Annotated in this window: 23 protein-coding genes; 4 read left to right on the top strand and 19 right to left on the bottom strand. The window is 47.3% G+C overall.

The window, feature by feature from the left end; genetic code table 11:
- Positions 1-35: 35 nt before the first annotated feature.
- Positions 36-464, bottom strand: a complete 429-nt coding sequence (locus Q8J68_RS10875) for a hypothetical protein (protein WP_305311540.1) — start codon at positions 462-464, stop codon at positions 36-38.
- A 144-nt stretch (positions 465-608) separates the two neighbouring features.
- On the opposite strand from Q8J68_RS10875, the gene Q8J68_RS10870 reads away from it, so the two are divergent.
- The gene (locus tag Q8J68_RS10870) at positions 609-1,208 is read left to right on the top strand and encodes a class I SAM-dependent methyltransferase (RefSeq protein ID WP_305311539.1); all 600 of its coding nucleotides are present in this window, start codon (positions 609-611) and stop codon (positions 1,206-1,208) included.
- Between the two features lie 26 nt (positions 1,209-1,234).
- Here Q8J68_RS10870 and Q8J68_RS10865 read toward each other — a convergent pair whose 3' ends face one another.
- From Q8J68_RS10865 to Q8J68_RS10850, 4 genes are all read right to left on the bottom strand, one after another.
- Positions 1,235-1,528, bottom strand: coding sequence for a winged helix-turn-helix domain-containing protein (locus Q8J68_RS10865; RefSeq protein ID WP_015054864.1), 294 nt, complete (start codon positions 1,526-1,528; stop codon positions 1,235-1,237).
- Between the two features lie 32 nt (positions 1,529-1,560).
- Entirely contained in the window at positions 1,561-1,776 is a 216-nt protein-coding gene (locus tag Q8J68_RS10860; protein ID WP_305311538.1) for a hypothetical protein, read from the bottom strand.
- An 85-nt stretch (positions 1,777-1,861) separates the two neighbouring features.
- Complete coding sequence (locus Q8J68_RS10855; RefSeq protein WP_305311537.1) at positions 1,862-2,383, bottom strand: hypothetical protein; 522 nt, start codon at positions 2,381-2,383, stop codon at positions 1,862-1,864.
- A 184-nt stretch (positions 2,384-2,567) separates the two neighbouring features.
- The gene (locus Q8J68_RS10850) at positions 2,568-2,798 is read right to left on the bottom strand and encodes a ChaB family protein (protein ID WP_305311536.1); all 231 of its coding nucleotides are present in this window, start codon (positions 2,796-2,798) and stop codon (positions 2,568-2,570) included.
- A gap of 139 nt (positions 2,799-2,937) precedes the next feature.
- Between Q8J68_RS10850 and Q8J68_RS10845 the strand changes: the two genes are divergently transcribed.
- Positions 2,938-3,144: a hypothetical protein gene (locus Q8J68_RS10845; protein ID WP_305311535.1), complete on the top strand. Its 207-nt coding sequence runs from the start codon at positions 2,938-2,940 to the stop codon at positions 3,142-3,144.
- 22 nt (positions 3,145-3,166) lie between these two features.
- Here the strand turns inward: Q8J68_RS10845 and Q8J68_RS10840 are convergent, their stop codons facing one another.
- From Q8J68_RS10840 to hcp, 6 genes are all read right to left on the bottom strand, one after another.
- The gene (locus Q8J68_RS10840) at positions 3,167-3,571 is read right to left on the bottom strand and encodes a molybdopterin dinucleotide binding domain-containing protein (RefSeq protein WP_305311534.1); all 405 of its coding nucleotides are present in this window, start codon (positions 3,569-3,571) and stop codon (positions 3,167-3,169) included.
- Positions 3,571-4,818, bottom strand: a complete 1,248-nt coding sequence (locus Q8J68_RS10835; RefSeq protein ID WP_305311533.1) for a formylmethanofuran dehydrogenase subunit B — start codon at positions 4,816-4,818, stop codon at positions 3,571-3,573. The genes Q8J68_RS10840 and Q8J68_RS10835 overlap by 1 nt, the downstream gene beginning before the upstream one ends.
- 47 nt (positions 4,819-4,865) lie before the next feature.
- On the bottom strand, positions 4,866-5,327 hold the full coding sequence (locus Q8J68_RS10830; RefSeq protein ID WP_305311532.1) for a (Fe-S)-binding protein: 462 nt from the start codon (positions 5,325-5,327) through the stop codon (positions 4,866-4,868).
- A 58-nt stretch (positions 5,328-5,385) separates the two neighbouring features.
- On the bottom strand, positions 5,386-5,664 hold the full coding sequence (locus tag Q8J68_RS10825; protein ID WP_305311531.1) for a ferredoxin-thioredoxin reductase catalytic domain-containing protein: 279 nt from the start codon (positions 5,662-5,664) through the stop codon (positions 5,386-5,388).
- A 123-nt stretch (positions 5,665-5,787) separates the two neighbouring features.
- Complete coding sequence (locus tag Q8J68_RS10820) at positions 5,788-6,069, bottom strand: cupin domain-containing protein (RefSeq protein WP_370867632.1); 282 nt, start codon at positions 6,067-6,069, stop codon at positions 5,788-5,790.
- A 108-nt stretch (positions 6,070-6,177) separates the two neighbouring features.
- Positions 6,178-7,863: a hydroxylamine reductase gene (gene hcp, locus Q8J68_RS10815; protein ID WP_305311530.1), complete on the bottom strand. Its 1,686-nt coding sequence runs from the start codon at positions 7,861-7,863 to the stop codon at positions 6,178-6,180.
- A 544-nt stretch (positions 7,864-8,407) separates the two neighbouring features.
- Between hcp and hdrA2 the strand changes: the two genes are divergently transcribed.
- A complete protein-coding gene (gene hdrA2, locus Q8J68_RS10810; protein WP_305311529.1) occupies positions 8,408-10,762 on the top strand; it encodes a CoB-CoM heterodisulfide reductase HdrA2 in 2,355 nt (784 codons plus the stop codon).
- The gene (locus tag Q8J68_RS10805) at positions 10,759-12,063 is read left to right on the top strand and encodes a 4Fe-4S binding protein (RefSeq protein WP_305311528.1); all 1,305 of its coding nucleotides are present in this window, start codon (positions 10,759-10,761) and stop codon (positions 12,061-12,063) included. Before hdrA2 ends, Q8J68_RS10805 begins: the two co-directional genes overlap by 4 nt.
- Before the next feature lie 86 nt (positions 12,064-12,149).
- Here Q8J68_RS10805 and Q8J68_RS10800 read toward each other — a convergent pair whose 3' ends face one another.
- The 8 genes from Q8J68_RS10800 to Q8J68_RS10765 form a co-directional block, all read right to left on the bottom strand.
- Positions 12,150-12,557: a SufE family protein gene (locus Q8J68_RS10800; RefSeq protein WP_305311527.1), complete on the bottom strand. Its 408-nt coding sequence runs from the start codon at positions 12,555-12,557 to the stop codon at positions 12,150-12,152.
- The gene (locus Q8J68_RS10795) at positions 12,554-13,735 is read right to left on the bottom strand and encodes an aminotransferase class V-fold PLP-dependent enzyme (protein WP_305311526.1); all 1,182 of its coding nucleotides are present in this window, start codon (positions 13,733-13,735) and stop codon (positions 12,554-12,556) included. The genes Q8J68_RS10800 and Q8J68_RS10795 overlap by 4 nt, the downstream gene beginning before the upstream one ends.
- Entirely contained in the window at positions 13,732-14,694 is a 963-nt protein-coding gene (gene egtD / locus Q8J68_RS10790; protein WP_305311525.1) for an L-histidine N(alpha)-methyltransferase, read from the bottom strand. Before egtD ends, Q8J68_RS10795 begins: the two co-directional genes overlap by 4 nt.
- Positions 14,691-15,953: a rhodanese-like domain-containing protein gene (locus Q8J68_RS10785; RefSeq protein ID WP_305311524.1), complete on the bottom strand. Its 1,263-nt coding sequence runs from the start codon at positions 15,951-15,953 to the stop codon at positions 14,691-14,693. The genes egtD and Q8J68_RS10785 overlap by 4 nt, the downstream gene beginning before the upstream one ends.
- 105 nt (positions 15,954-16,058) lie before the next feature.
- Positions 16,059-16,247 (bottom strand): hypothetical protein, encoded by a 189-nt coding sequence (locus Q8J68_RS10780; RefSeq protein ID WP_305311523.1) that lies wholly within the window; start codon positions 16,245-16,247, stop codon positions 16,059-16,061.
- Entirely contained in the window at positions 16,247-17,707 is a 1,461-nt protein-coding gene (locus Q8J68_RS10775; RefSeq protein WP_305311522.1) for a molybdopterin oxidoreductase family protein, read from the bottom strand. The genes Q8J68_RS10780 and Q8J68_RS10775 overlap by 1 nt, the downstream gene beginning before the upstream one ends.
- Positions 17,704-18,855, bottom strand: coding sequence for a Coenzyme F420 hydrogenase/dehydrogenase, beta subunit C-terminal domain (locus tag Q8J68_RS10770; RefSeq protein ID WP_305311521.1), 1,152 nt, complete (start codon positions 18,853-18,855; stop codon positions 17,704-17,706). The genes Q8J68_RS10775 and Q8J68_RS10770 overlap by 4 nt, the downstream gene beginning before the upstream one ends.
- Entirely contained in the window at positions 18,856-19,284 is a 429-nt protein-coding gene (locus tag Q8J68_RS10765) for a hydrogenase iron-sulfur subunit (protein WP_305311520.1), read from the bottom strand.
- Between the last annotated feature and the right edge of the window lie 2 nt (positions 19,285-19,286).

Raw genomic sequence — 19,286 nt, 5'->3', positions numbered from 1 at the left:
CCGGGCCTGAGTGGATGATCCTGCTCTTGCAGTTATTAGTATTTGCCCATCGACCTGGCAATAAACCTATGGAAACCATGCATGCTGGCGCCTTTTCCAAGATACATCATCGGACAACGACCGGTGATTATACTCAGCTTGGGGTCACCTGTGAGATGCTCCACATCACATGTGTCGGTCTTCCAGTGTACCCAGAAGTTAGTTATGCCCATGGACGCAAGTTTTTCAATAATCCTTGCAGGCTCCGTCTTTGTAATACCTATAATAGCATTCTCGATGCCCTTTGGCACCTGAGATACATCGGTAAGTGCATTCTGGACAGGCTTGCCTGAAAGGTCAACGACGTGTATATTCTTACCTCGCTTATTCAGTTCTTCAATGGTCCATTTCATCGCCGGTTTTGTGCCGTCCGTAACGACCACGAAGTTATCCTTTTCCCAGTACTCTTCCTGTTTGGTAACCATGCTTTGCCTCTTTGGATTGCTGTAAGACAAAACAAATCTCTGCTAGTTTATATCACTTTCTAAATATGCTACCCGGCCATTGTGCCAATAAGCAGCCGGTAAACAGACAGCATAGATTTAAATGTGGAGATCAGAGATGAAGATATGTCTATTATCTCAAAGTATAATCGTTTCTCCCGTGTATATGACCTTATGGAAACGCCCATGGAACTGATGAGATATGGCAAGTGGAGGAAAGAAGTTTTCTTTGGCCTGGAAGGGAGAGTGCTTGAGGTGGGCGTTGGGACCGGAAAGAACATCCCCTACTATCCTGATGATTGTGAAATGGTAGGGATAGATATCAGCGCAAAAATGCTCTCTCACGCAAAAAAGAGAGCTGCAGGCAAAAAGAATATTTCTCTTCTTGTGATGGATGCGGAACATATGGGATTCGTTGACGGCTGTTTTGACTATGTAATCACGACATTTGTTTTGTGTTCCATCCCCGACCCTGTATCAGCCCTCACAGAAATGAAGCGTGTGTGCAAGCCTGAAGGCACGGTCATCAATCTCGAGCACATGAGAAGCAGCAACAGAGCGATAGCCTTTGTTGAAGACCTCTTCAATCCAATTACAGCAAGTATTACAGGAGTAAATGTCAACCGTAAAACGGTCGAAAACATCAGAAAAGCGGGTCTTGGGATAATAGAAGAGAGGAAACTCGCCATGAAGGATGTGTTCAGGCTGATAAGGTCAAAACCATAGCGATCAAGACTTTTAAGCCGGGATGGTCATCCGAATATCTGCGTAAGGTCATCGATACATAGCTTAACGTCAAAATCTTTCAGCTTGAAGAATTTCTTTGCTCTCATGTCATTGTCCTCAAGTCGGAGGTCACTCTCAACAAATCCTGCAGTTTCAAGCCTTTTCAGATGCAGTTGCACCACCTGGCGTGAAAGGTTGAGATCCTTTGCCAGATCGTATACGTATCTCTCCCGCTCAGAGAGCAGATACAGTAATTTCAATCTGACTGGGTGCGATATAGCCTCACCTATATTTGTGATCTGCTGAAGCGATTTTGTCATCGTGTCACTTTTCCGGACCCTTTGAAGGAAGGTCAGATCTCATCCAGCTTTTCCTTGATAGCCTGCACCGTTCTCTTGATCTCGTCTACGTCCTTCTCAAGCCTTGCCAGGCGTTCGTTATTCCCGGAACTAACAAACTCGGACCTGTTCAGCAATAAAACAACTATTCCTACTATTAAAAGAATAACAAATATATTCAAAAGTACGCCCCAAACAGAAAATGCACCATACATGCCACTACCCATCATAATTGTTCACCTGCCAGATATTATTTTAAAAAGATATATGGGAGAGGTCCATATTATTGTTTTCTATCAAGCTACAACTGATTCCTTAGGTATTGTAACATCCGCCGTTGTATCCGCCACCATATCCACCGCTACGCATCATACCACGTCCATTTTGAGAGTACTGTCCCCGATATTCGGAGTCTGCATAAAAGTCCTCTATGACCTCGCCTGTATATGCATCGATACGTCCCTGCTTGATGATACCTTCCTCATCGGCGTAGCTGAAGACCCACCATCTGCCCATCTGGTAAACATTGTCTTCTGTGATATTCCGGCCTGTCTCTGCTTCTGCGATGCTTATAGCTTCTTCAATGGTCGAGACTTCAAGCTCAACTGCTATATTATTGCCTGTGCCGTTGTTTGCATCTGTACCAAAGAACGGGCATCCGGCATAACCGACCCAATTGCCATCCCCATACTGATTCATTCTGTTAGCTGCCCACTGGTGCATGGAACCGTAAAAGCCTGCATTGCCTGCCTGCCCATTCACTGCGGCCACTACTCCTACTCCCGCGGTAACTGCAATAAGCATTCCTGCAAGGAGTATTGCTGTTATTTTCTTCACTTTTCACACCTCTTTGTTTGCAGGAATTATTATACCTGCATATGTAGTCTCTACACTACATATGTAGTACGCATCGGTATTTAAATACTCGGTAGTACCTCTATTTTTGCCAGATTTACGCAGTACTCAAATATTTACAGTGGTTGCAGTCATGCAAATGACTTACCAGAAACAGCATGCGAAATCAATCTTTTCGGACCCAGTTCCCTTTAGGGTCTTTTTCATATTCGTTCTTTACGGCACTCCAGGCAACCTTATGTGCAGTCTCTTCCCGGGAAGCGTTCCCTCTTCTTTCTGAAGGGTCCTTGTACTGTTCCCAGGCATTGTTGAAAGCTTTCATGTAGATATCCTGTGCATGTTCCGGCAGGTGCTCACTGACCGTTTCTGGTAGTTGAGATCTATTTTCGTAAGGCATTTTCTCCCCCCACATAGAATTGGGGGCTCTTTTTTAAAAGTATTTGGATTACATCTGAAATACTTCCCGCACCAGCACATGATTGCAGAGCTCGAACAATTATTATAATATGTTTCCCAATATTAACAGGGTAAACATCATGAGTGAAAAGAGAACATACGGTGTCCCGGCATTACTTTCATTTTTCGTGCCGGGTCTGGGACAAATAGTAAAAGGCCAGGTACTTAAAGCTATAATCATATGGCTGGCCCTTGGTATCAGCTGGCTGCTTCAGTTCATCCTGATAGGGTTCATATTGCTGCCGCTTATCTGGCTCTGGCAGATATATGATGCTTACAATAATTGAGAGGAGGAGGAATGCCATACTTTCAGATTATTTCCTTTATCCCAGTAACCTTTTCTCCTTTTGCGCTGGACGCAATCACTTCGAAGTCCTTGAAATCAGGCACTCCTGTTACGCCTGAGTCCTCAGGCACAAGTGAGTTGGACCAGGGGCTGTTCACCATATAGGCAGTTCCTGTATGTGGATTATCATATCCCGAATTCAGGGCTTTTACGATTACCTTGCCAGAGCTGTTCTTCAGGATGAGCGTGTCACCCTCCTTTATGGCAAGCTTTGAGATATCCTTGGGATCAAGCTTGATGACGGCAGAGAGCTTTTCGTAATCTTCCCCAAAAATGGATACTACTTTTGCCGAGTCCTGGAAAACGTCCCGGTAAGTCACTATCCTCAGTTTTGTCTCCGGGGCTGAAAGGAATTGTCCAAATCCCATTATAATGCCTCCGATATACGCGTCATTATCTCCTCATCTGACAGGCGGTCCGTATCAACTATCTGTTTTACTTCGATCTCGACTCCGTCCATACGGACTGCAGACCCGCCGGTTTCCACGCCAACAAGGCCGCAGGGAATTGTGACATTTGCCTTTGCTGATGTCAGGGTCTGGCAGGGGTCGATGACTATAAGGGGTATTTTCTCAAGGTATCTCACAACAGAGCGTGGCAGGCTTGAGAGTGGGTCCGCACCAATGACCAGTGCAGCATCGACAGCCTTCTGCCTCAGCACTTCGACAACCGAGTACTCAGGTCCGTGCAGCACCTCACCACTACTGAACTTCACACGATTGATGTATCCTGTCTCTTCGAACAGGTTCTGATTGAAACCTCTCATGTTATAATGTCCTGCCATCGGAATAAGATGGAAACTGGAGACCGAGTTAAGCTTATCCATAAGCTTGTACAGAGGCTCACGGTCGTCAAGTGCATAGACCATTCCAAGACCTGCGAATATAACCCCGAATTTTGCTTTCTTTAGTATGCTCGCAAGCTCAAGCAATTTTTTCTTGTCAAGATCATAGGATGTCTTTGGGATCTTGCCTGAAAGCGCACTCACCATAGCATCCATGAACTCGGCGTCCCCTTTGACAGGTATCTGGTAAAAGCCATTTTGACCGCATATCTCTGCAGTGTCGGATTTCCTGACATCGATGGTTATTGCGGTGCGGTCCTCTTCCCAGCCCCTCTGACGCTCCTTACCCCTGGGGAAATAGGAGTAGCGGGACATATGCCTGGGATGTGAATTTGCGGGATCTGCACCCCAGTAGATTATCACATCGGCTTTGTGCCTTACATCATCAAGGGTACATGTCTTCAGTTTACCTTCCATGATGGCCTCAACCATAGGTCCCTGGCAGAACGATGATGTGTCATCGATAAATCCGTTAGTCTTCCTGGCAATATCGATAGCTTTCTTCTGCGCCCCGGAGCTTGAGTTCGCATGGCCGAAGATGAGTGGCCTTTCTGCATTCTTAAGGATGCTTGCAGCCTCTTTGATAGAGGAGTCCATATCTGTTCTCTCACCATTCACTGTGCATTCCATCGGATTGCTGCATCCCTTCATGAACGCAAACCCTTTCCTGCACGCAGTATGGACCTTGTTCAGTTTTCCGCCTTCAAGTTCCACCCCGATATCATCACACAGGAGCGCGCAGCCTGTGCAGACGTAATAATCATTGTCCAACTTCATCCCCCTTTGCAGAAATCCCTAAAGAAGTATTATTTATCCCATCATACAAATTCTATTGCCTTTGTCGGGCATGTATCGATACAGGCAACACAGAGGATCTTATTCTCCCCGAAACGGCGGCACTCCTGGACATTCACAGCCTTGACGACGCCATCTTCAACTTTAAATATCACCCTGTCACATGTCGGAGCCTTTCCACTGCCTGCACCCATAGGGTCTGCTGCCACGTTCACGGGACACGCGACCACACAATTCCCACATCCTATGCATTTGTCAGCGTGCACTATCAGCCCGGTCTCGGTGACATTCCCGACCTTGGCGAACATACCGGAGAGCTTCTCGTAGTTGGCCTTGTACTTATCCTCATTTACAAGAGGAGGGCAGTCCCCGACCTTGACCTTGCGGGACAGAAGGTCAACTGCAAAAGCCATGCATGTGCTTTTACCACATTCCTTACAGTTGGTTTTTGGTAGTAACTGGTATATTTCCATTACACTTGCCATATATATCTCCTGCGAGCACAATCCTTCTGCTCAAAGACTGCACGACCGGTAAGTCAGTTTAGTGCCTGAAGAACAGTGAACAGTGGCAACTGCCATTTTCTTTGATCTCATCATGGTGATAGACACAGGGGCATATGATCTTGCGATCCTGCTCGACGTTGCCGCTGACTATACGACACGGGCAATACTGCCTCCCAAGTTCCGCCTTGTTCTTTGCAAGACCTTCTACCACAAGCTGAACCATCTCATCATCAGAATTTAATTTGTAACCTCTTCTCTTTGCATAGGAGGTTGCCCAGGCATGCGTCTTGTCCATAATGGGTTTAAGGTTTGTCATAAGTATCTCCGTTATGAGCTTTGATTATTGACAAATATAATCCTTTATACCATTAATCTATTTTCCCCATAAAGTGAATAAAACTGCAAATAAGACAGTTACGGCTTGTTCTGCCGTACCCTCTCAAAGCAGCCTTGTCTGCTCTGTCTGCCTTGGTACTTTTACAACAAGGAAGCGAAACGTACTATCACTTTCGTTCATCAGCCGGTGAGATATCTTTGCAGGGCTTTCAATTATCATGTCTTTTGATGCATTTTCCTGCTCCCCGCCAATCTCTACGATGCCTTCCCCTTCAAGTACATAAAAGAATGCGTCTACAGGTGTTGAATGCTTCTTAAGGCTCTCTCCCGGCTTGAGCTCGATGTGCGTTACCTGTGCATGTTCAGTATCATAGAGTTTCTTCACGGAAACCCCTGGGGGTTCTCCTTGTCCGCTTCATTCTTAAAAGATGTGATCTTCATCTCATTCTTCCTATGTTTTTGCTTACCTTTCAGATGCTAAATATCTAAAAATTTAAAGAAGGACCTTGAGATCCTCCTCAACCGTAGAGTTTGGTCTGATGTTGAAATTCTCGACCAGCACATTAAGTACATTAGGCGAGACAAATGCTGGCAGTTTGGGACCCAGCATGATGTTCTTAACACCAAGGCTCAGCAGTGCAAGCAGGACAAGTACTGCTTTCTGCTCGTACCATGCTATGTTGTATGATACGGGCAGATCGTTGATATCCTCAAGCCCGAAAGCCTCTGCAAGCTTCTGTGCAATGACCACCAATGAATAGGAGTCGTTGCACTGGCCAGCATCGATGACTCTCGGGATGCCGCCGATGTCTCCCAGCTCAAGCTTATTGTAGCGGTATTTGGCACATCCTGCTGTGAGGATGACAGTATCCTTTGGAAGGGCTTCTGCAAAGTCAGTATAGTAATCCCTTTCCTTGTGCCTGCCGTCGCATCCCGCCATGACGACAAACTTCTTTATCTGCCCGCCTTTGACAGCCTCGACGATCTTATCAGCAACTGACAATGCCGAAACATGTGCGAAACCTCCCATAATGGTCCCTTCTTCAAGCTGTTCAGGAGACTCACATTTCTTTGCCTGCTCAATGATGGCGGAGAAATCCTTGTTCCCATCCTTATCAGCCCTGATGTGGGACACTCCATCAAATCCGACTACTCCTGTCGTGTATATCCTGTTGATGTAAGACTCCTTTGGAGGAACGATACAGTTTGTGGTCATGAATATCGGACCGTTGAACTTCTCGAATTCCTCTTTTTGCTTCCACCAGGAACCACCGTAATTGCCTACAAAGTTCTCATAGCCCTTGAAAGCGGGATAGGAGTTTGCAGGCAGCATCTCTCCGTGAGTATAGACATCCACGCCTGTACCCTGGGTCTGTTCAAGGAGCTGCTCGAGGTCACGCAAATCGTGTCCGCTTATGAGGATGCCAGGGTTGCCCCTTACACCAATATTGACTGCTGTCGGCTCCGGGTTCCCGTAAGTGGTAGTATTGGCTTTATCAAGCAGGGCAAGTGTTGCGACACCCTTTGAGCCACACTCAAGTACAAGGGGAACGAGTTCATTGACACCCATGCTGTCATCCATCGTTGCCAGGAGAGCCTTTTCGACAAAAGCCATTACATCTTCGTCCCTGTATCCCAGAACATTTGCATGATGGGCGTAAGCAGCCATGCCTTTGAGCCCGTAGGTAAGCAATTCCCGCAAGGAGCGAATGTCTTCGTTCTCTGTTGCAAGTATACCTGTATTCACATTGGCCAGGCTTTCTGGTGTTACCTTTGCCATGAAAGGAAGCTCCTGGCCTGCATTTGGAGATGTTCCCAGAAGCTTTTCTTTTATCCATCGGGGGAAAGATGAGCCGGATCTCTCATCAAGTACTTTCTCGCTGACAAGTTTCTTCTTTATTCCATCCTTTATCTCAAAGCCTTCACTAATGAGTTTCTCAAAATCGGACTTACTGAAGTTGGTGTTTGTCACAGTGGCAAAAAGCCCGTCGATCATAAATGCATCTGTCTTTGGCTCATTCAGATTGTGTGCCCTTGCTTTTGAGTTGTAGAATGCAATGCTTTTCAGGACATAGATGAGATCATCCTGAAGGTCCGCAACCTCGCCTTTCTTTCCACAGACACCGTTCTTTGTACAGCCGCTTCCATTCAAAGTTTCTTCACATTGGTAACATAACATTTTGACACACGCTTCCTATATTCGATATCTTTTTGATACTAGGTTATTAGGGACCATCGCATATATACGGGACAGTTTCCAAGTGGATACCTTTAAAGCAAGCATATGCTCTCAAAGCAAATGGATAATCCAAAAGATAACACCGGTAGCTAGGGGATAAATAAAGAATAACGGACTTGCATAGTCTGCAAAATTAAAAAGGATTAAAGAAGAACCTGAAAATCCTCCTGCAGTTCAGCGACCTCGCTCTTCTTCCCGCAGACACCCACTTTCATGCAGGCCTGCACGTTAGCTGTTTCTTCACACTGGTAACAGTACATTGGTTACACCCCTTTTATCCCAATATCTTTTTGATACTAAAATATTGGAGGTACTTGCATATAAGTGGGGTAGTTTCCGGTAGGATATCCGGAGCAGACAAACATGTATTGGCTTGTCAATAAAAATAGCAGAATGACTACATGAACTAAGAACTCATACATAAGTAAAATCCAAAACTATATCTCTCCTAAGGTCATCATTTCTGCAAAAGGATGCCACTAAAATGCGTATCGGAGTATATATCTGTCACTGCGGACTGAACATAGCCCACACAATTAACGTCAATTCCCTGCAGGAGAAAGCAGGCGGCTTAGATGATGTTACAGTTGTCAGGGACATACAGTTCATGTGTTCGGATTCAGGACAGGACGCTATAATAGAGGACATAAGAGAGAACAAGCTTGACCGCATACTTGTGGCTGCTTGCTCACCACATCTGCACGAGCCCACCTTCAAGAGGGTGCTTGCAAAAGCGGGGCTGAACCCTTTCATGCTTGAGATGGCAAACATCAGGGAGCAGTGCTCATGGGTACATCAGGAAGAGCCCCAGATGGCCACACAGAAGGCCTTCGACCTAATCAGGATGGGTGTCGCCAGACTGAAACTGCTTGACCCGTTGCAGATGAAGAAAGTTCCTGTCACAAAGGATGTTCTCGTTATCGGTGGAGGTGTTGCAGGCATCGAAGCCGCGCTGACCCTTGCGGATTCAGGTTATCATGTCATAATGGTCGAGAAGGAGCCGACGATTGGCGGTAAGATGGCCCTGCTCAACGAGGTCTTTCCAACAAACGATTGTTCCATATGCGTGCTGGCGCCCAAGATGACCGATGTGCAGAACCATCCGAATATCGATCTTATCACAATGGCGCAGGTCAGCGAGGTCACAGGGTCCGTGGGCAATTTCAATGTGGCCGTGAAGCGCAGGCCAAGGTATATTGACGAGAAAAAGTGTAAAGGCTGTGTGGATGAATGCGGGCGCGTATGTCCTGTGGAGATATCCAACATTTTCGACTGCGGACTTGGGAAAACGAAAGCCATCAACATGCCTATTCCCCAGGCAGTGCCACAGGTAGTCTATATAGATAACAAATACTGCGTTGGCTGCGGACTGTGCAAACAGGCATGCCCTGCGGATGCTATCGACTACGGACAGAAAGAGGAAACACTTGAGTTCACTGTAGGAGCCATTGTACTTGCCACAGGATACAGCCTCTTCGATGCCAAACGCAAACAGGAATATGGGTATGGCCTGTATCCAGATGTGATCACAAATATGGAGCTCGAACGCCTGCTCAATGCTGCAGGCCCCACCAGAGGAAAGGTAGTTGTGCCGTCCACGGGGCAGGTTCCCAAAAAGGTAGCCTTCATCCAGTGTGTAGGTTCAAGGGATGAAAAGGTCGGCAATCCATATTGTTCCAGGGTATGCTGTATGGCCAGCATGAAGAACGCCCAGTTACTCAAGGAACGCTATCCTGATATTGATATTAACATCCATTACATTGACATCCGCGCATCCGGAGAGATGTACGAGGAGTACTATATAAGGACACAGTCCATGGGCATAGACTTCACACGGGGCAGGGTTGCAGAGATAATGCCGGATGCCACGGGCAGGCTGTATCTGCGATACGAGGACACCCTGGCAGGCGAGATCCATGAAGAGCCGTATGACCTTGTTGTACTTGCCACGGGCCTGGAGAATGTTCCTGATGCTGACAGGATATCACGGGTGTTCAACCTTTCCAGGCGCCCGGACCGCTTCTTTGCAATAGCCCATCCCAAGATGAAGCCGGTAGATTCCCATGTCAAGGGCATTTACATAGCTGGCTGTGCCTCCGGGCCCAAGGAGATACAGGTTTCCATAGCACAGGGCAGTGCTGCCGCTTCCAAGGTAATGCAGCTGCTCTCAAAAGGCGAGCTTGAAGCTGACCCTCTCAGCGCCCATGTGAACGCCGATGTGTGTATCGGATGTGGCATCTGCGCTGATGTTTGCAAGTTCAAAAAGATCAGCATGGTTGACCGCAAGGCGGTGGTGGAGGAGCTATCCTGCATGGGCTGTGGTGCATGCAGTGCTTCCTGCCCGTCGGACGCAATAACCATGAACAACAGTACAGATGAGCAGATAATTGCACAGATAAAGGCGGCTACAGAGGTCAAGTCCGAGTTCCCGCTCATAATCGCATTCCTGTGCAACTGGTGCAGTTACACATGCGCGGACCTCGCAGGTACATCAAGGATACAGTATCCAACCAATATCAGAACTATCAGGGTCGCCTGTGCCGGACGCGTGGATCCTGCCTTCGTGCTTGAGGCTTTCGGGTGCGGGGCCGACGGCGTGCTGGTTGCTGGGTGCCGCCTGGGAGAATGCCATTACATATTTGCGAACTACAATGCCAAGCACAGGATGGAAACACTCCAGGAAGTGCTCAGTGATATTGGTATCAATTCAGGCCGTCTCAGGGTCGAGTGGATATCCGCAGCCGAAGGCGAGAGGTTTGCAGGCTCCATCCGAAGTTTCGTGGAATATCTGGAAAAGATAGGTCCTATTGGTTCGGAACTGCAGGAGGGCTCTCAATGAGCGACCCCTCCGGAGACAAGTCATTGGCAGTGACCAGGGAAATGGATATCGATGGCTCCTGTTTCCGATATCGATTGAACACTGACAAGTCCGTAAAACTCCTTGATTACGATTACAAACGGTGTATCGGGTGCGGCATATGTGTTAGGCTCTGCCCCACGAAAGCACTGGAGCTCGGGCCTATTAAAGAAATAGCTACCGGGCTTGATGCGCCCCCGGTGATGATGGATCTGGATAAATGCACCTTCTGCTCCATGTGTGCCAGCTTCTGCCCGGTTGACGCATTCAGAGTGACTTCAGAAGGTAATTTTCCGGGACATGAAAATTTCCCCGAACTGGAATCACATGTCCGCATGAATGACAAGTGCCTTCCCTGTGCTATCTGCAAAGCCACCTGTCCGGAAGATGCCATCGATGTTGAGTTTACTTTTAAGAAAAAGGAAGAGATAGCGCCCCTCAAAGATAAGTCAGGAGGAGACGTTGAAGGCGAGATAGAAATAGATACGGACAAGTGCAACTTCTGCGGCCTTTGCGCGCAGTTCTGTGATGCTTTCCTTCTCGTCGAAAAAGAGCCGACTCCTAATGACCCGTCACCATTTGAGCTTTTGCTGGTGGATGAGGACAAATGCGATTATTGCGTACTTTGCCAGGACCTCTGTCCCGAGGAAGCAATACGTGTAAAGGGAGAAAGGCGTGGTGAGGCCCCGAAGATCGAAGGAAGACTGGTAGTGGATGACGACAAATGCACCAGGTGCACATGGTGCCAGGTGGTGTGTCCTTATGAGGCCGTCGATATTAAGAAGCCCTTTGAGGGTGAGATTTCTCTTATAGATGCCAATATCAGTAAGTGCGACCCTCAGGGCTGCCATGGCTGCTTTAATGTCTGCCCTTCCCATCTCTGGTACGTCCCGGAGGACGGCAAAAACAACATTGCGATAAAAGAGGACTACTGCATCTACTGTGGTGCCTGTGTCAATGCCTGCCCAAAGGATGTAATGAAGGTCTCTCGCTCAGGAGTATCCCATACCGGCATCCCCGACTCTCCGTGGGCTGGCCAGTGGCGTGATGCAGTCGATTCCATAAAGACCGGAGAACGGAATTATCCTGACATTTCAAGGACCCTTGAAGTTGAGAAACAGCCTCTCCGTGAACATGTTGAGGTGGAAATGCCGGACATTGACCCTTCCCATCTGGAAGCTGCTAGAAAGAGCCTGGAAAAAGCAGGTTCTCTGCTCCGCAATGCTAAATATCGGAAGGGTGTGGAAGCGAAAACCACGGAGTCCGGCGGAGAAAAAGAATAAATGTCTTTTTTATGAAGTAGACTTAGATCATATTTTCAAACTCACCAAGCTTCCCATCTTCACAACCAGTAGGTGCTAGAGTTGTCTCAATTTGCCTCCCTCTCAGCCACTTCCCGTATCCTTCTGATGATCGACGCCAGTCCATCCGCCCTTGCAGGAGACAAATTAGACTTCAGGCCGATCTCTTCGATAAAGTACAGGTCGAGGTTTAGAATATCCTGAGGGGAGCGGTTGTTCACAACCTTTAGTAAAAGAGAAATGATACCTCTGGTGATCATGGCATCACTATCGAGATTGATGATCATTTTGCCGTCCTCTCTATAAGTCCTGATCCATACCTTGGACTGGCACCCGCTGATTGAGTTCTCTTCGGTCTTGAACTTATCATCCATGGGCTTAAGCTCTTTGGCAAAGGAGATTAGCAGACCGTATCTATCGAGCCATTCAAGGCCAACGAATTGTTTTATGATATCGTCCTGGACAGCATCTCTCATGCATACATCATCCTTACTTTTTCGATGCCTTCGATCAGCATGTCGGCATCTTCTTCAGTATTGTACAATGCAAAACTTGCACGCACTGTGCCTTCGGTTCCGAGGAATCTCATCAATGGCTGGGCGCAGTGATGTCCGGTCCTGACAGCGATCCCCATCTTATCCAGTATCATTCCTGTGTCGTACTGATGTATATTGTCAAGGTTGAACGAGATGGAACCGCACATCTTTTCAGTGTTCCCGTAAACTTTCACACCATCCGTTTCCAGCAGTTTTTCCCTTGCGTAGGAATATACATCATGCTCGTGCATTCGAATCTTATCCATGCCTATATTCTGCATGTAATCAATCGCAGCAGCAATACTTATTGCACCCGCGATGTGAGGCGTACCTGCCTCGTACCTTAAAGGAGGGTTCAGGTATGATGTTCTTTCAAGAGTTACCTTGTCAACCATGCCTCCTCCGCCTCTTGCCGGCATGATATCACTGAAACGCTCACTTGTGTAAAGCACGCCAATCCCGGTTGCTGCATACATCTTGTGGCCTGAAAAGGCCAGGAAATCACAACCGATATCCTTCACATCAATTGGCAGATGCTGTATCGACTGGGCCGCATCCACAAGGACAGGGATATCGTGGTCTTTTGCTATCCCGGTTATCTCTTTGATCGGATTGACGCAACCAAGGACGTTCGAGGCATGGGATATGGCTATAAGTTTTGTTTTATCCGTGATCTCTATGGAATCCGTCAGCAAATTACAATCGGAATCCATTGGGATTGACCTGAGTTTTGCTCCTGCAAGCTGCCATGGTACGATATTTGAGTGGTGCTCAACACCGGTGATCAGAACCTCGTTTCCCTTCAGGATCGGTTCAAGCGAGCATGCAACCTGGTTGATCGAATCTGTTGCCCCGGCAGTGAATGTCACTTCCGCCGGGTCACGAGCGCCTATGAAGTCACTTACCTTTTCCCTTGCTTTCTCATACTTTTCACTTGATACCTCACTCAGGTAATGCGCTCCCCGATGTATATTGCTGTTATCCGACCTGTAGAAATCAGAGATAGTATCAATCACATAGCCTGGTTTCTGGCTCGTTGCCGCGTTATCAAGGTAAACCAGTTTTTTCCCATATACCTCTTTTTCAAGTATCGGGAAATCTTTCTTGAAATCTGTCATCTTTTCACCATTTCAGCAAGAGAGAACCACTTTTTCTCATCTGTATAGATATTTGCCAGGAAAAGCCCTGCAGCATCTGCCATTTTCCTTATATGGCCTGAAGTATATTTATGAGAGTTTTCCGTATGGATCATCTCACCTTTTTTTAATATTATACTCTCTTTCAGCAGAGGACTTGTCACTTCCATATCCATTTTTGCTCTCAGGTGCATCTCGAGCCGGGAATATGCTTTATTGAAGAAAGCGACATGCTCGAAATCATCAGGATTGAAATCCGTTCTGAGATGACTATTTGTAACCTTCAGTATATTCTTATTGAATCTCGCAGTGATCCCCTGACTGTCATTGTAGGCTCTCTCAATTACATCGATATCTTTTACCATATCCATTCCAAGAAGAAGCCTGTCTTTTTTATTCATTACACTGTTCAGGTTTTTCAGAAACTCCATGGCCTTTGCTTCAGTCAGATTACCTATCGTGCTCCCGAAGAAACAGAAGAGCCTCTTTCTTTTTCCCCGGATCTTTTCAATATGCTCGAGAAAATCAGCATTGATCCCATGAAGTCCCATTTCAGGATACTTCTTCTGGAGGGTGCGGCCGGATTTCTCTATAGCCTCTCTGGAAACGTCAACTGGATAATACACTATGGTCTGACGTGATTCTTCCGGAACCTCATCAAGGAACACGGAGATCTTCGAACAATCCCCGCTCCCAAGCTCTACGATATCGCAGTCCTTAAGCTCCCCGTTAAATTCCCGGGCTGTTGATCTGAGCAAAGGGATCTCGATCTTCGGAGGATAATATTCCTCAAGTTTTGTTATCTTCTCAAAAAGTTCCGATCCACTCTGATCGTAGAAAAAGATACAAGGAAGGGTTTTAGGATTGGACTTCAGGCAAGCTACCAGTTTTTCTCTGATCGAAGTTTCTCCGACCTCTGACATGAAATCTTCTATGATCATTCTTCCGGCACACCCGTCTCAAAAGGTAGATCATTGTTGCTCCACTCAAACCATCCGCCATCATAGACTGCGGATCTATCCCAGCCCAGAAGCCATGCGTTAAAGAAAGCTTCACTGCCTCTCCAGCCAGTCCCGCAGTAGAATGCATTGCGTTTTTCAGGAGAGATCCCGACCTTCTTCCAGTTTTCCACAACCTCCCCGTATTCGCGCATGGTGTGGTCCAGGTTCCTGTAATTTTCCATATGATAAGCGTCTGAGCCACAATCCCCGAACACTGCTCCGGGGATCCTGCCTTTTTTCTCAATATAATTATACCCGCTTATCTCTCCGATATATTCCCTCCAGCTTCTGACACACACCAGGTTTTTGTCAGGGGATGAAAGTATCTCTTTTGCTTCCACAAGATCGACAGCTATCTCCGGCTTCTGTGGAATATCGATACCAAAAGAGACCCTATTGCTTTCGGCAGGCTCTTTTGTTATATCATATCCCGAATCAAGCCATGACTGAAGACCGCCATTAAGTATGCGGACATCCTTTACGCCGGCATAGAGCATGATGAACACACATCGCATTGCACCCAGATGACCTGCGCTGCTTCCCGGAAAAGGATCCTCGTTCTTCGGATAGGAGAACCTTCCGTAAACGATAACCGTCGTATCATGTGATATTCCTGTGCTTTCCAGTGCTTCCTTCAGTTCTTCGGGCGAGCGGCGATTCCATGTCTGCGGGGATTCAAGGGTGTTCGTGTCAACAGATATTGCTCCCGGAATGTGACCTTCATCATAATCTGAAGGATTCCTGTAGTGAGCATGACATACCACGAATTTATCATTGTCATATTCAAGAGCATTGTTTGTTGTGATCAACTGGTTAAGCCAGTCGGCTGAGACCAGTTGTCTGTACCTTTCAAGGTTTTCCATTGGCAGGTCCTTTTGCGCCCATTCTAAAAATGAGTTGAAAACAGTCACATCAGGGTATCCTGCCTTTTCAAACTGCTTTGCCACTTCCTTTGTCTTGTCCCTGTCATAACCATAGATAAGCAGAGAATCTTCCGGCAGGAGCTTTTTATTTCTGACAATCTCTATCCAGTCAATATAGTGTGACCATTTATAAGGTAGTGATCTTGCACCCTTGATGTGTCCACCCTTTTTTTCCCCACCCTCCTTCCATCCATTATAAGCATCAACGGATCTTATATCAATTAACTTATAATTATCTAAATTTATAGATAACTCTTCAGTTGTAATTTCTCCCATAGAAAAGAGATAGGTTTATTGATATATATGTTATTCAGTTTTTAATGATGTAATAAATTTAATTTTTTTATACCAATATCTATTACACATATAACAAACTTAATATCAGTGGCTTTCCGCATATCTTTGAGCCAGCGTCGCTCTCCTTAGCCTGTGCTGGACTTTCTGTTTGTCCCAGTTATAGCGCTCGGCCAGGAATACAATGAGCTTTTTCTTGGATGCACCCTTGAGTTTGTTAGATTCCATCATCTCATCGACAAAGGCTTTCTGCTGCTCCTTATCAAGTTCGATCATCAGCATCCCTCCACTTTGACAGTTGTGTTCGTTCCTGTTGCTACCTGCAGTTTCCTGGCAGTCAAAATCATGCCATCAGGCACCCTTTCCACACGATACCGCATTTTCATGCTTCCTTTCTCAGAATCCAGCCTGACCATGCCACCTTTCCTGAGTTTCAGACTCCTGACCATATTCATGTTAAGGAGCACGAAATCATTGTCATCTGGTTGGTTAGCCCACATGAAGGGGTTAAACAGGTATTTCAATATGCATGCACCATTGTGCTGTACAGGAGCACATTGCATTATTCCATACTCAGGCTTCCTGTTCTCATTAGCCAGGGTCTCTATCATCCTTTCATGCAGGTACCCGTGCATCTGCCTGTACTCAAAGCCCTCTGATCCCAGTTCTCTGCTCAACAGGGACATTGCATCTATGCCGGCAACTTCCTGCCCGCTGTTCTCCCGGAGTTTCCCTTCGGCGTTGATGAAGGTGCCTCTTTTGCGATATAGAGGTTCAGTGGCTATCACCACATTTGCAATTTCAGTGATTGGGCTGTCCCTTGAGCTTATCACGATAAGATTGTCAAGTTTATTCAGCGCATTTGCTGTCCTATCAGAATCCGGCATCATCTCCAGAGGGTCACTATCAAGCAGGAAGAGGGTCTTGATGTCCCCTTTTTCAATCTCATCCATGATATGTGAGATACCCATCATTCCGGCCTTGTCCCTTGCGAGCCTGTTGGCGCCTTCGCTGTTTATGAAAGGTTTCATAAAGTGTATCCTTGCTCCGGTCTCAAGTGCAAGGTTGAGCAGCTGCTTCGTATGACAGGACTCTGTATGCGGATGCACATCAGCGATAATGACCGAGTTACTGTCAAGTTCCAGTTCTGCGTACTGTTCCGGTGAGAGATCCCTGTTCTCATGCGCAAGATGCAGTTCTTTTGTGCCTGCTGATATGATGTGTGCACCGTTTCGCCTGGCAACCAGCAGTCTCCTGACAAGCAGTGGATATTGCACATAGGGATCTATGAATAGTACAATCTTCTCCGCATTCTCTATTTCAGCCAATGGCATGCCTTCGAGATGGGGGTGGCACTCTGAAGGAAGTTCCTGGTAGACAGGAATGCCGGTGTGTACCACAGTACCCAGGGTCTCTGCGAGCCTTGTGAATGCTATATGCTCTTCGCAGGTAGTGTTGCCTGCAGAGAGCATGGCAATTTTTCCGGCATTTTTAAGCCTTGAAGCCGCTGCCTTGACAGCTTCTTCAGCGCCGGATACCACGCCTTCAGTTTTGCTTGAGGCAGGCCTGGAGTAGTAATAAGGCAGCTTCATTCCGAATCTGCAGAGTTTTCCTAGGTTCACCGGGCTGCTCTTCAAAAAGTCGATGCTTACGGAGCCATTGCCATTTTCCCTGATGTAGAGGCCGCAGCCAATGCCACAGCCGGGGCACACTGTCTGGTAGATAGTTTCCTTCATTTCAGCATCAACTCCAGGAAGGGCGGTCTCTGGAGATCCATGCCAGGCGAATAATCTCGCTTCTTCTGGGCAGGGTCTGCAAAGCGCCTGAAAATAGTTGTGACGGGAATATCTACTGGACAGATATCAGAACACTGTCCACACCCGATACAGCTGTCAGATAAATGGAGAAGGCGTACCATGTGATACATGCTCATCTTATAATTATCCGCGAGACTATGGAACATGGTGCATTTTGAGTCCTCACCGCACGTGCATACAGGGCAGACCTCCCTGCAGGCGCCACAATCGATACAGTCTGCGAACTGCTCTATATAGTAAGTGAGGCGCTCCTGGTCATGGATCTCAGTAAGGAGCCTTCCTTTCCATTCATCTCCGAGCTTAAGCATAGCACTGTTGACTTTATTCCTGATGGCTATGGATTTCTCGTCCGCAGGCTGCACCTCAATAAACCCGGCCTCAATAGCATTATCAAGAAGGCGCTTGCCCTTCTCGTTCATTACTTCGCAGAAAGTGGCACTTCCAGCCAGCTCCCCGATGACACCCCAGTTACCACATGCCAGATCGGCATTCGTTGGTATCTTAATTGTGCAATAACGGCAGTTCTCACGTCTTCCATATCCGGCTTCCTCGAGCTCATCAATGGATATGGCCTTCTCTTCTCCATCCTTTGTTTTGAAAATGAGCTTGCCCTTTTCGATCTCCTCGCCTACGACATCTTCCGGGTCGATCTCATACATCCTGATGAGCATCTCCCTGGTGACCACGGGATGCATGGACCCTCCGCAGTTAAGTCCTACGATGTAGGTGTTCTCAAGGTCAACACCGTTACGCTTAGCCTGCTCGATGACACCCCTGACATCACAGGGTTTGCCTGGCATGGCTATCTTCCTGCCCACAGCGTGCTTTGTCAGGTTCACGGGCACTGCATGCATACTGCCTCCGGAAGCAAGTACCTCCTGCACATCATCTGTGATAACCGGTATCGCTTCATATTCATCTATACGTTTTAGCACGACCACACCCTCAACCATGCCCTTTTCAAGAGCCGCAGCCAGTACGGCAGTGACAAGTCCTCCTGATGCGCCCCTGTTGCGGACATCCGGGTTAGTAGCATAGCCAAGCAGCTTGTCTCCAATTCCAACCATCTAGTTCACTCCTTCGGGCTTCAGAGGGCTCGGGCCCAGTTGCTTTATCTGCGCAGTGACATCCCTTATGAAATTTGCAAACTTTTCTCCTTCACTGGCGCTTATCCAGTTGAGCTGGAGTCTTTCAGGCTCAAGCCCAAGCTCCCTGACCATCTCTTCGAGGAACTGGTACCTGACCTGGGCTTTGTAGTTGCCGTTAACGTAATGGCAGTCGCCAAGGTGACATCCGGTCACAAGTACGGCATCAGCTCCTTCAAGAAAAGCATTGAAAACATGCATAGGGTCAATACGCCCTGAACACATCACCCTGATGATCCTCAGGGAAGAGGGTTGCTGGAACCTTCCCATGCCTGCCGTATCCGCGCCTCCGTAACTGCACCAGTTGCAGCAGAAAGCCACTATCTTTGGTTCCCATTCTGTTCCTGCCATTT

The organism is Methanolobus sp., assembly GCF_030682845.1.
Taxonomy (GTDB): domain Archaea; phylum Halobacteriota; class Methanosarcinia; order Methanosarcinales; family Methanosarcinaceae; genus Methanolobus.
The sequence above is the reverse complement of the archived record's forward strand: the minus strand, read 5'-3'. Positions and strand labels throughout refer to the sequence as shown.

What these genes read in the sequence shown, in the direction of transcription:
- hdrA2 (WP_305311529.1), top strand. Translation starts at nt 8,408, where the DNA reads ATGCGTATCGGAGTATATATCTGTCACTGCGGACTGAACATAGCCCAC.
- Q8J68_RS10830 (WP_305311532.1), bottom strand. Translation starts at nt 5,327, where the DNA reads ATGGCAAGTGTAATGGAAATATACCAGTTACTACCAAAAACCAACTGT.
- Q8J68_RS10795 (WP_305311526.1), bottom strand. Translation starts at nt 13,735, where the DNA reads ATGACAGATTTCAAGAAAGATTTCCCGATACTTGAAAAAGAGGTATAT.
- Q8J68_RS10770 (WP_305311521.1), bottom strand. Translation starts at nt 18,855, where the DNA reads ATGGTTGGAATTGGAGACAAGCTGCTTGGCTATGCTACTAACCCGGAT.
- Q8J68_RS10875 (WP_305311540.1), bottom strand. Translation starts at nt 464, where the DNA reads ATGGTTACCAAACAGGAAGAGTACTGGGAAAAGGATAACTTCGTGGTC.
- Q8J68_RS10765 (WP_305311520.1), bottom strand. Translation starts at nt 19,284, where the DNA reads ATGGCAGGAACAGAATGGGAACCAAAGATAGTGGCTTTCTGCTGCAAC.
- Q8J68_RS10825 (WP_305311531.1), bottom strand. Translation starts at nt 5,664, where the DNA reads ATGACAAACCTTAAACCCATTATGGACAAGACGCATGCCTGGGCAACC.
- Q8J68_RS10775 (WP_305311522.1), bottom strand. Translation starts at nt 17,707, where the DNA reads ATGAAGGAAACTATCTACCAGACAGTGTGCCCCGGCTGTGGCATTGGC.
- Q8J68_RS10870 (WP_305311539.1), top strand. Translation starts at nt 609, where the DNA reads ATGTCTATTATCTCAAAGTATAATCGTTTCTCCCGTGTATATGACCTT.
- Q8J68_RS10845 (WP_305311535.1), top strand. Translation starts at nt 2,938, where the DNA reads ATGAGTGAAAAGAGAACATACGGTGTCCCGGCATTACTTTCATTTTTC.
- Q8J68_RS10800 (WP_305311527.1), bottom strand. Translation starts at nt 12,557, where the DNA reads ATGAGAGATGCTGTCCAGGACGATATCATAAAACAATTCGTTGGCCTT.
- Q8J68_RS10780 (WP_305311523.1), bottom strand. Translation starts at nt 16,247, where the DNA reads ATGATCGAACTTGATAAGGAGCAGCAGAAAGCCTTTGTCGATGAGATG.
- Q8J68_RS10805 (WP_305311528.1), top strand. Translation starts at nt 10,759, where the DNA reads ATGAGCGACCCCTCCGGAGACAAGTCATTGGCAGTGACCAGGGAAATG.
- Q8J68_RS10785 (WP_305311524.1), bottom strand. Translation starts at nt 15,953, where the DNA reads ATGGGAGAAATTACAACTGAAGAGTTATCTATAAATTTAGATAATTAT.
- egtD (WP_305311525.1), bottom strand. Translation starts at nt 14,694, where the DNA reads ATGATCATAGAAGATTTCATGTCAGAGGTCGGAGAAACTTCGATCAGA.
- Q8J68_RS10840 (WP_305311534.1), bottom strand. Translation starts at nt 3,571, where the DNA reads ATGGGATTTGGACAATTCCTTTCAGCCCCGGAGACAAAACTGAGGATA.
- Q8J68_RS10860 (WP_305311538.1), bottom strand. Translation starts at nt 1,776, where the DNA reads ATGATGGGTAGTGGCATGTATGGTGCATTTTCTGTTTGGGGCGTACTT.
- hcp (WP_305311530.1), bottom strand. Translation starts at nt 7,863, where the DNA reads ATGTTATGTTACCAATGTGAAGAAACTTTGAATGGAAGCGGCTGTACA.
- Q8J68_RS10865 (WP_015054864.1), bottom strand. Translation starts at nt 1,528, where the DNA reads ATGACAAAATCGCTTCAGCAGATCACAAATATAGGTGAGGCTATATCG.
- Q8J68_RS10850 (WP_305311536.1), bottom strand. Translation starts at nt 2,798, where the DNA reads ATGCCTTACGAAAATAGATCTCAACTACCAGAAACGGTCAGTGAGCAC.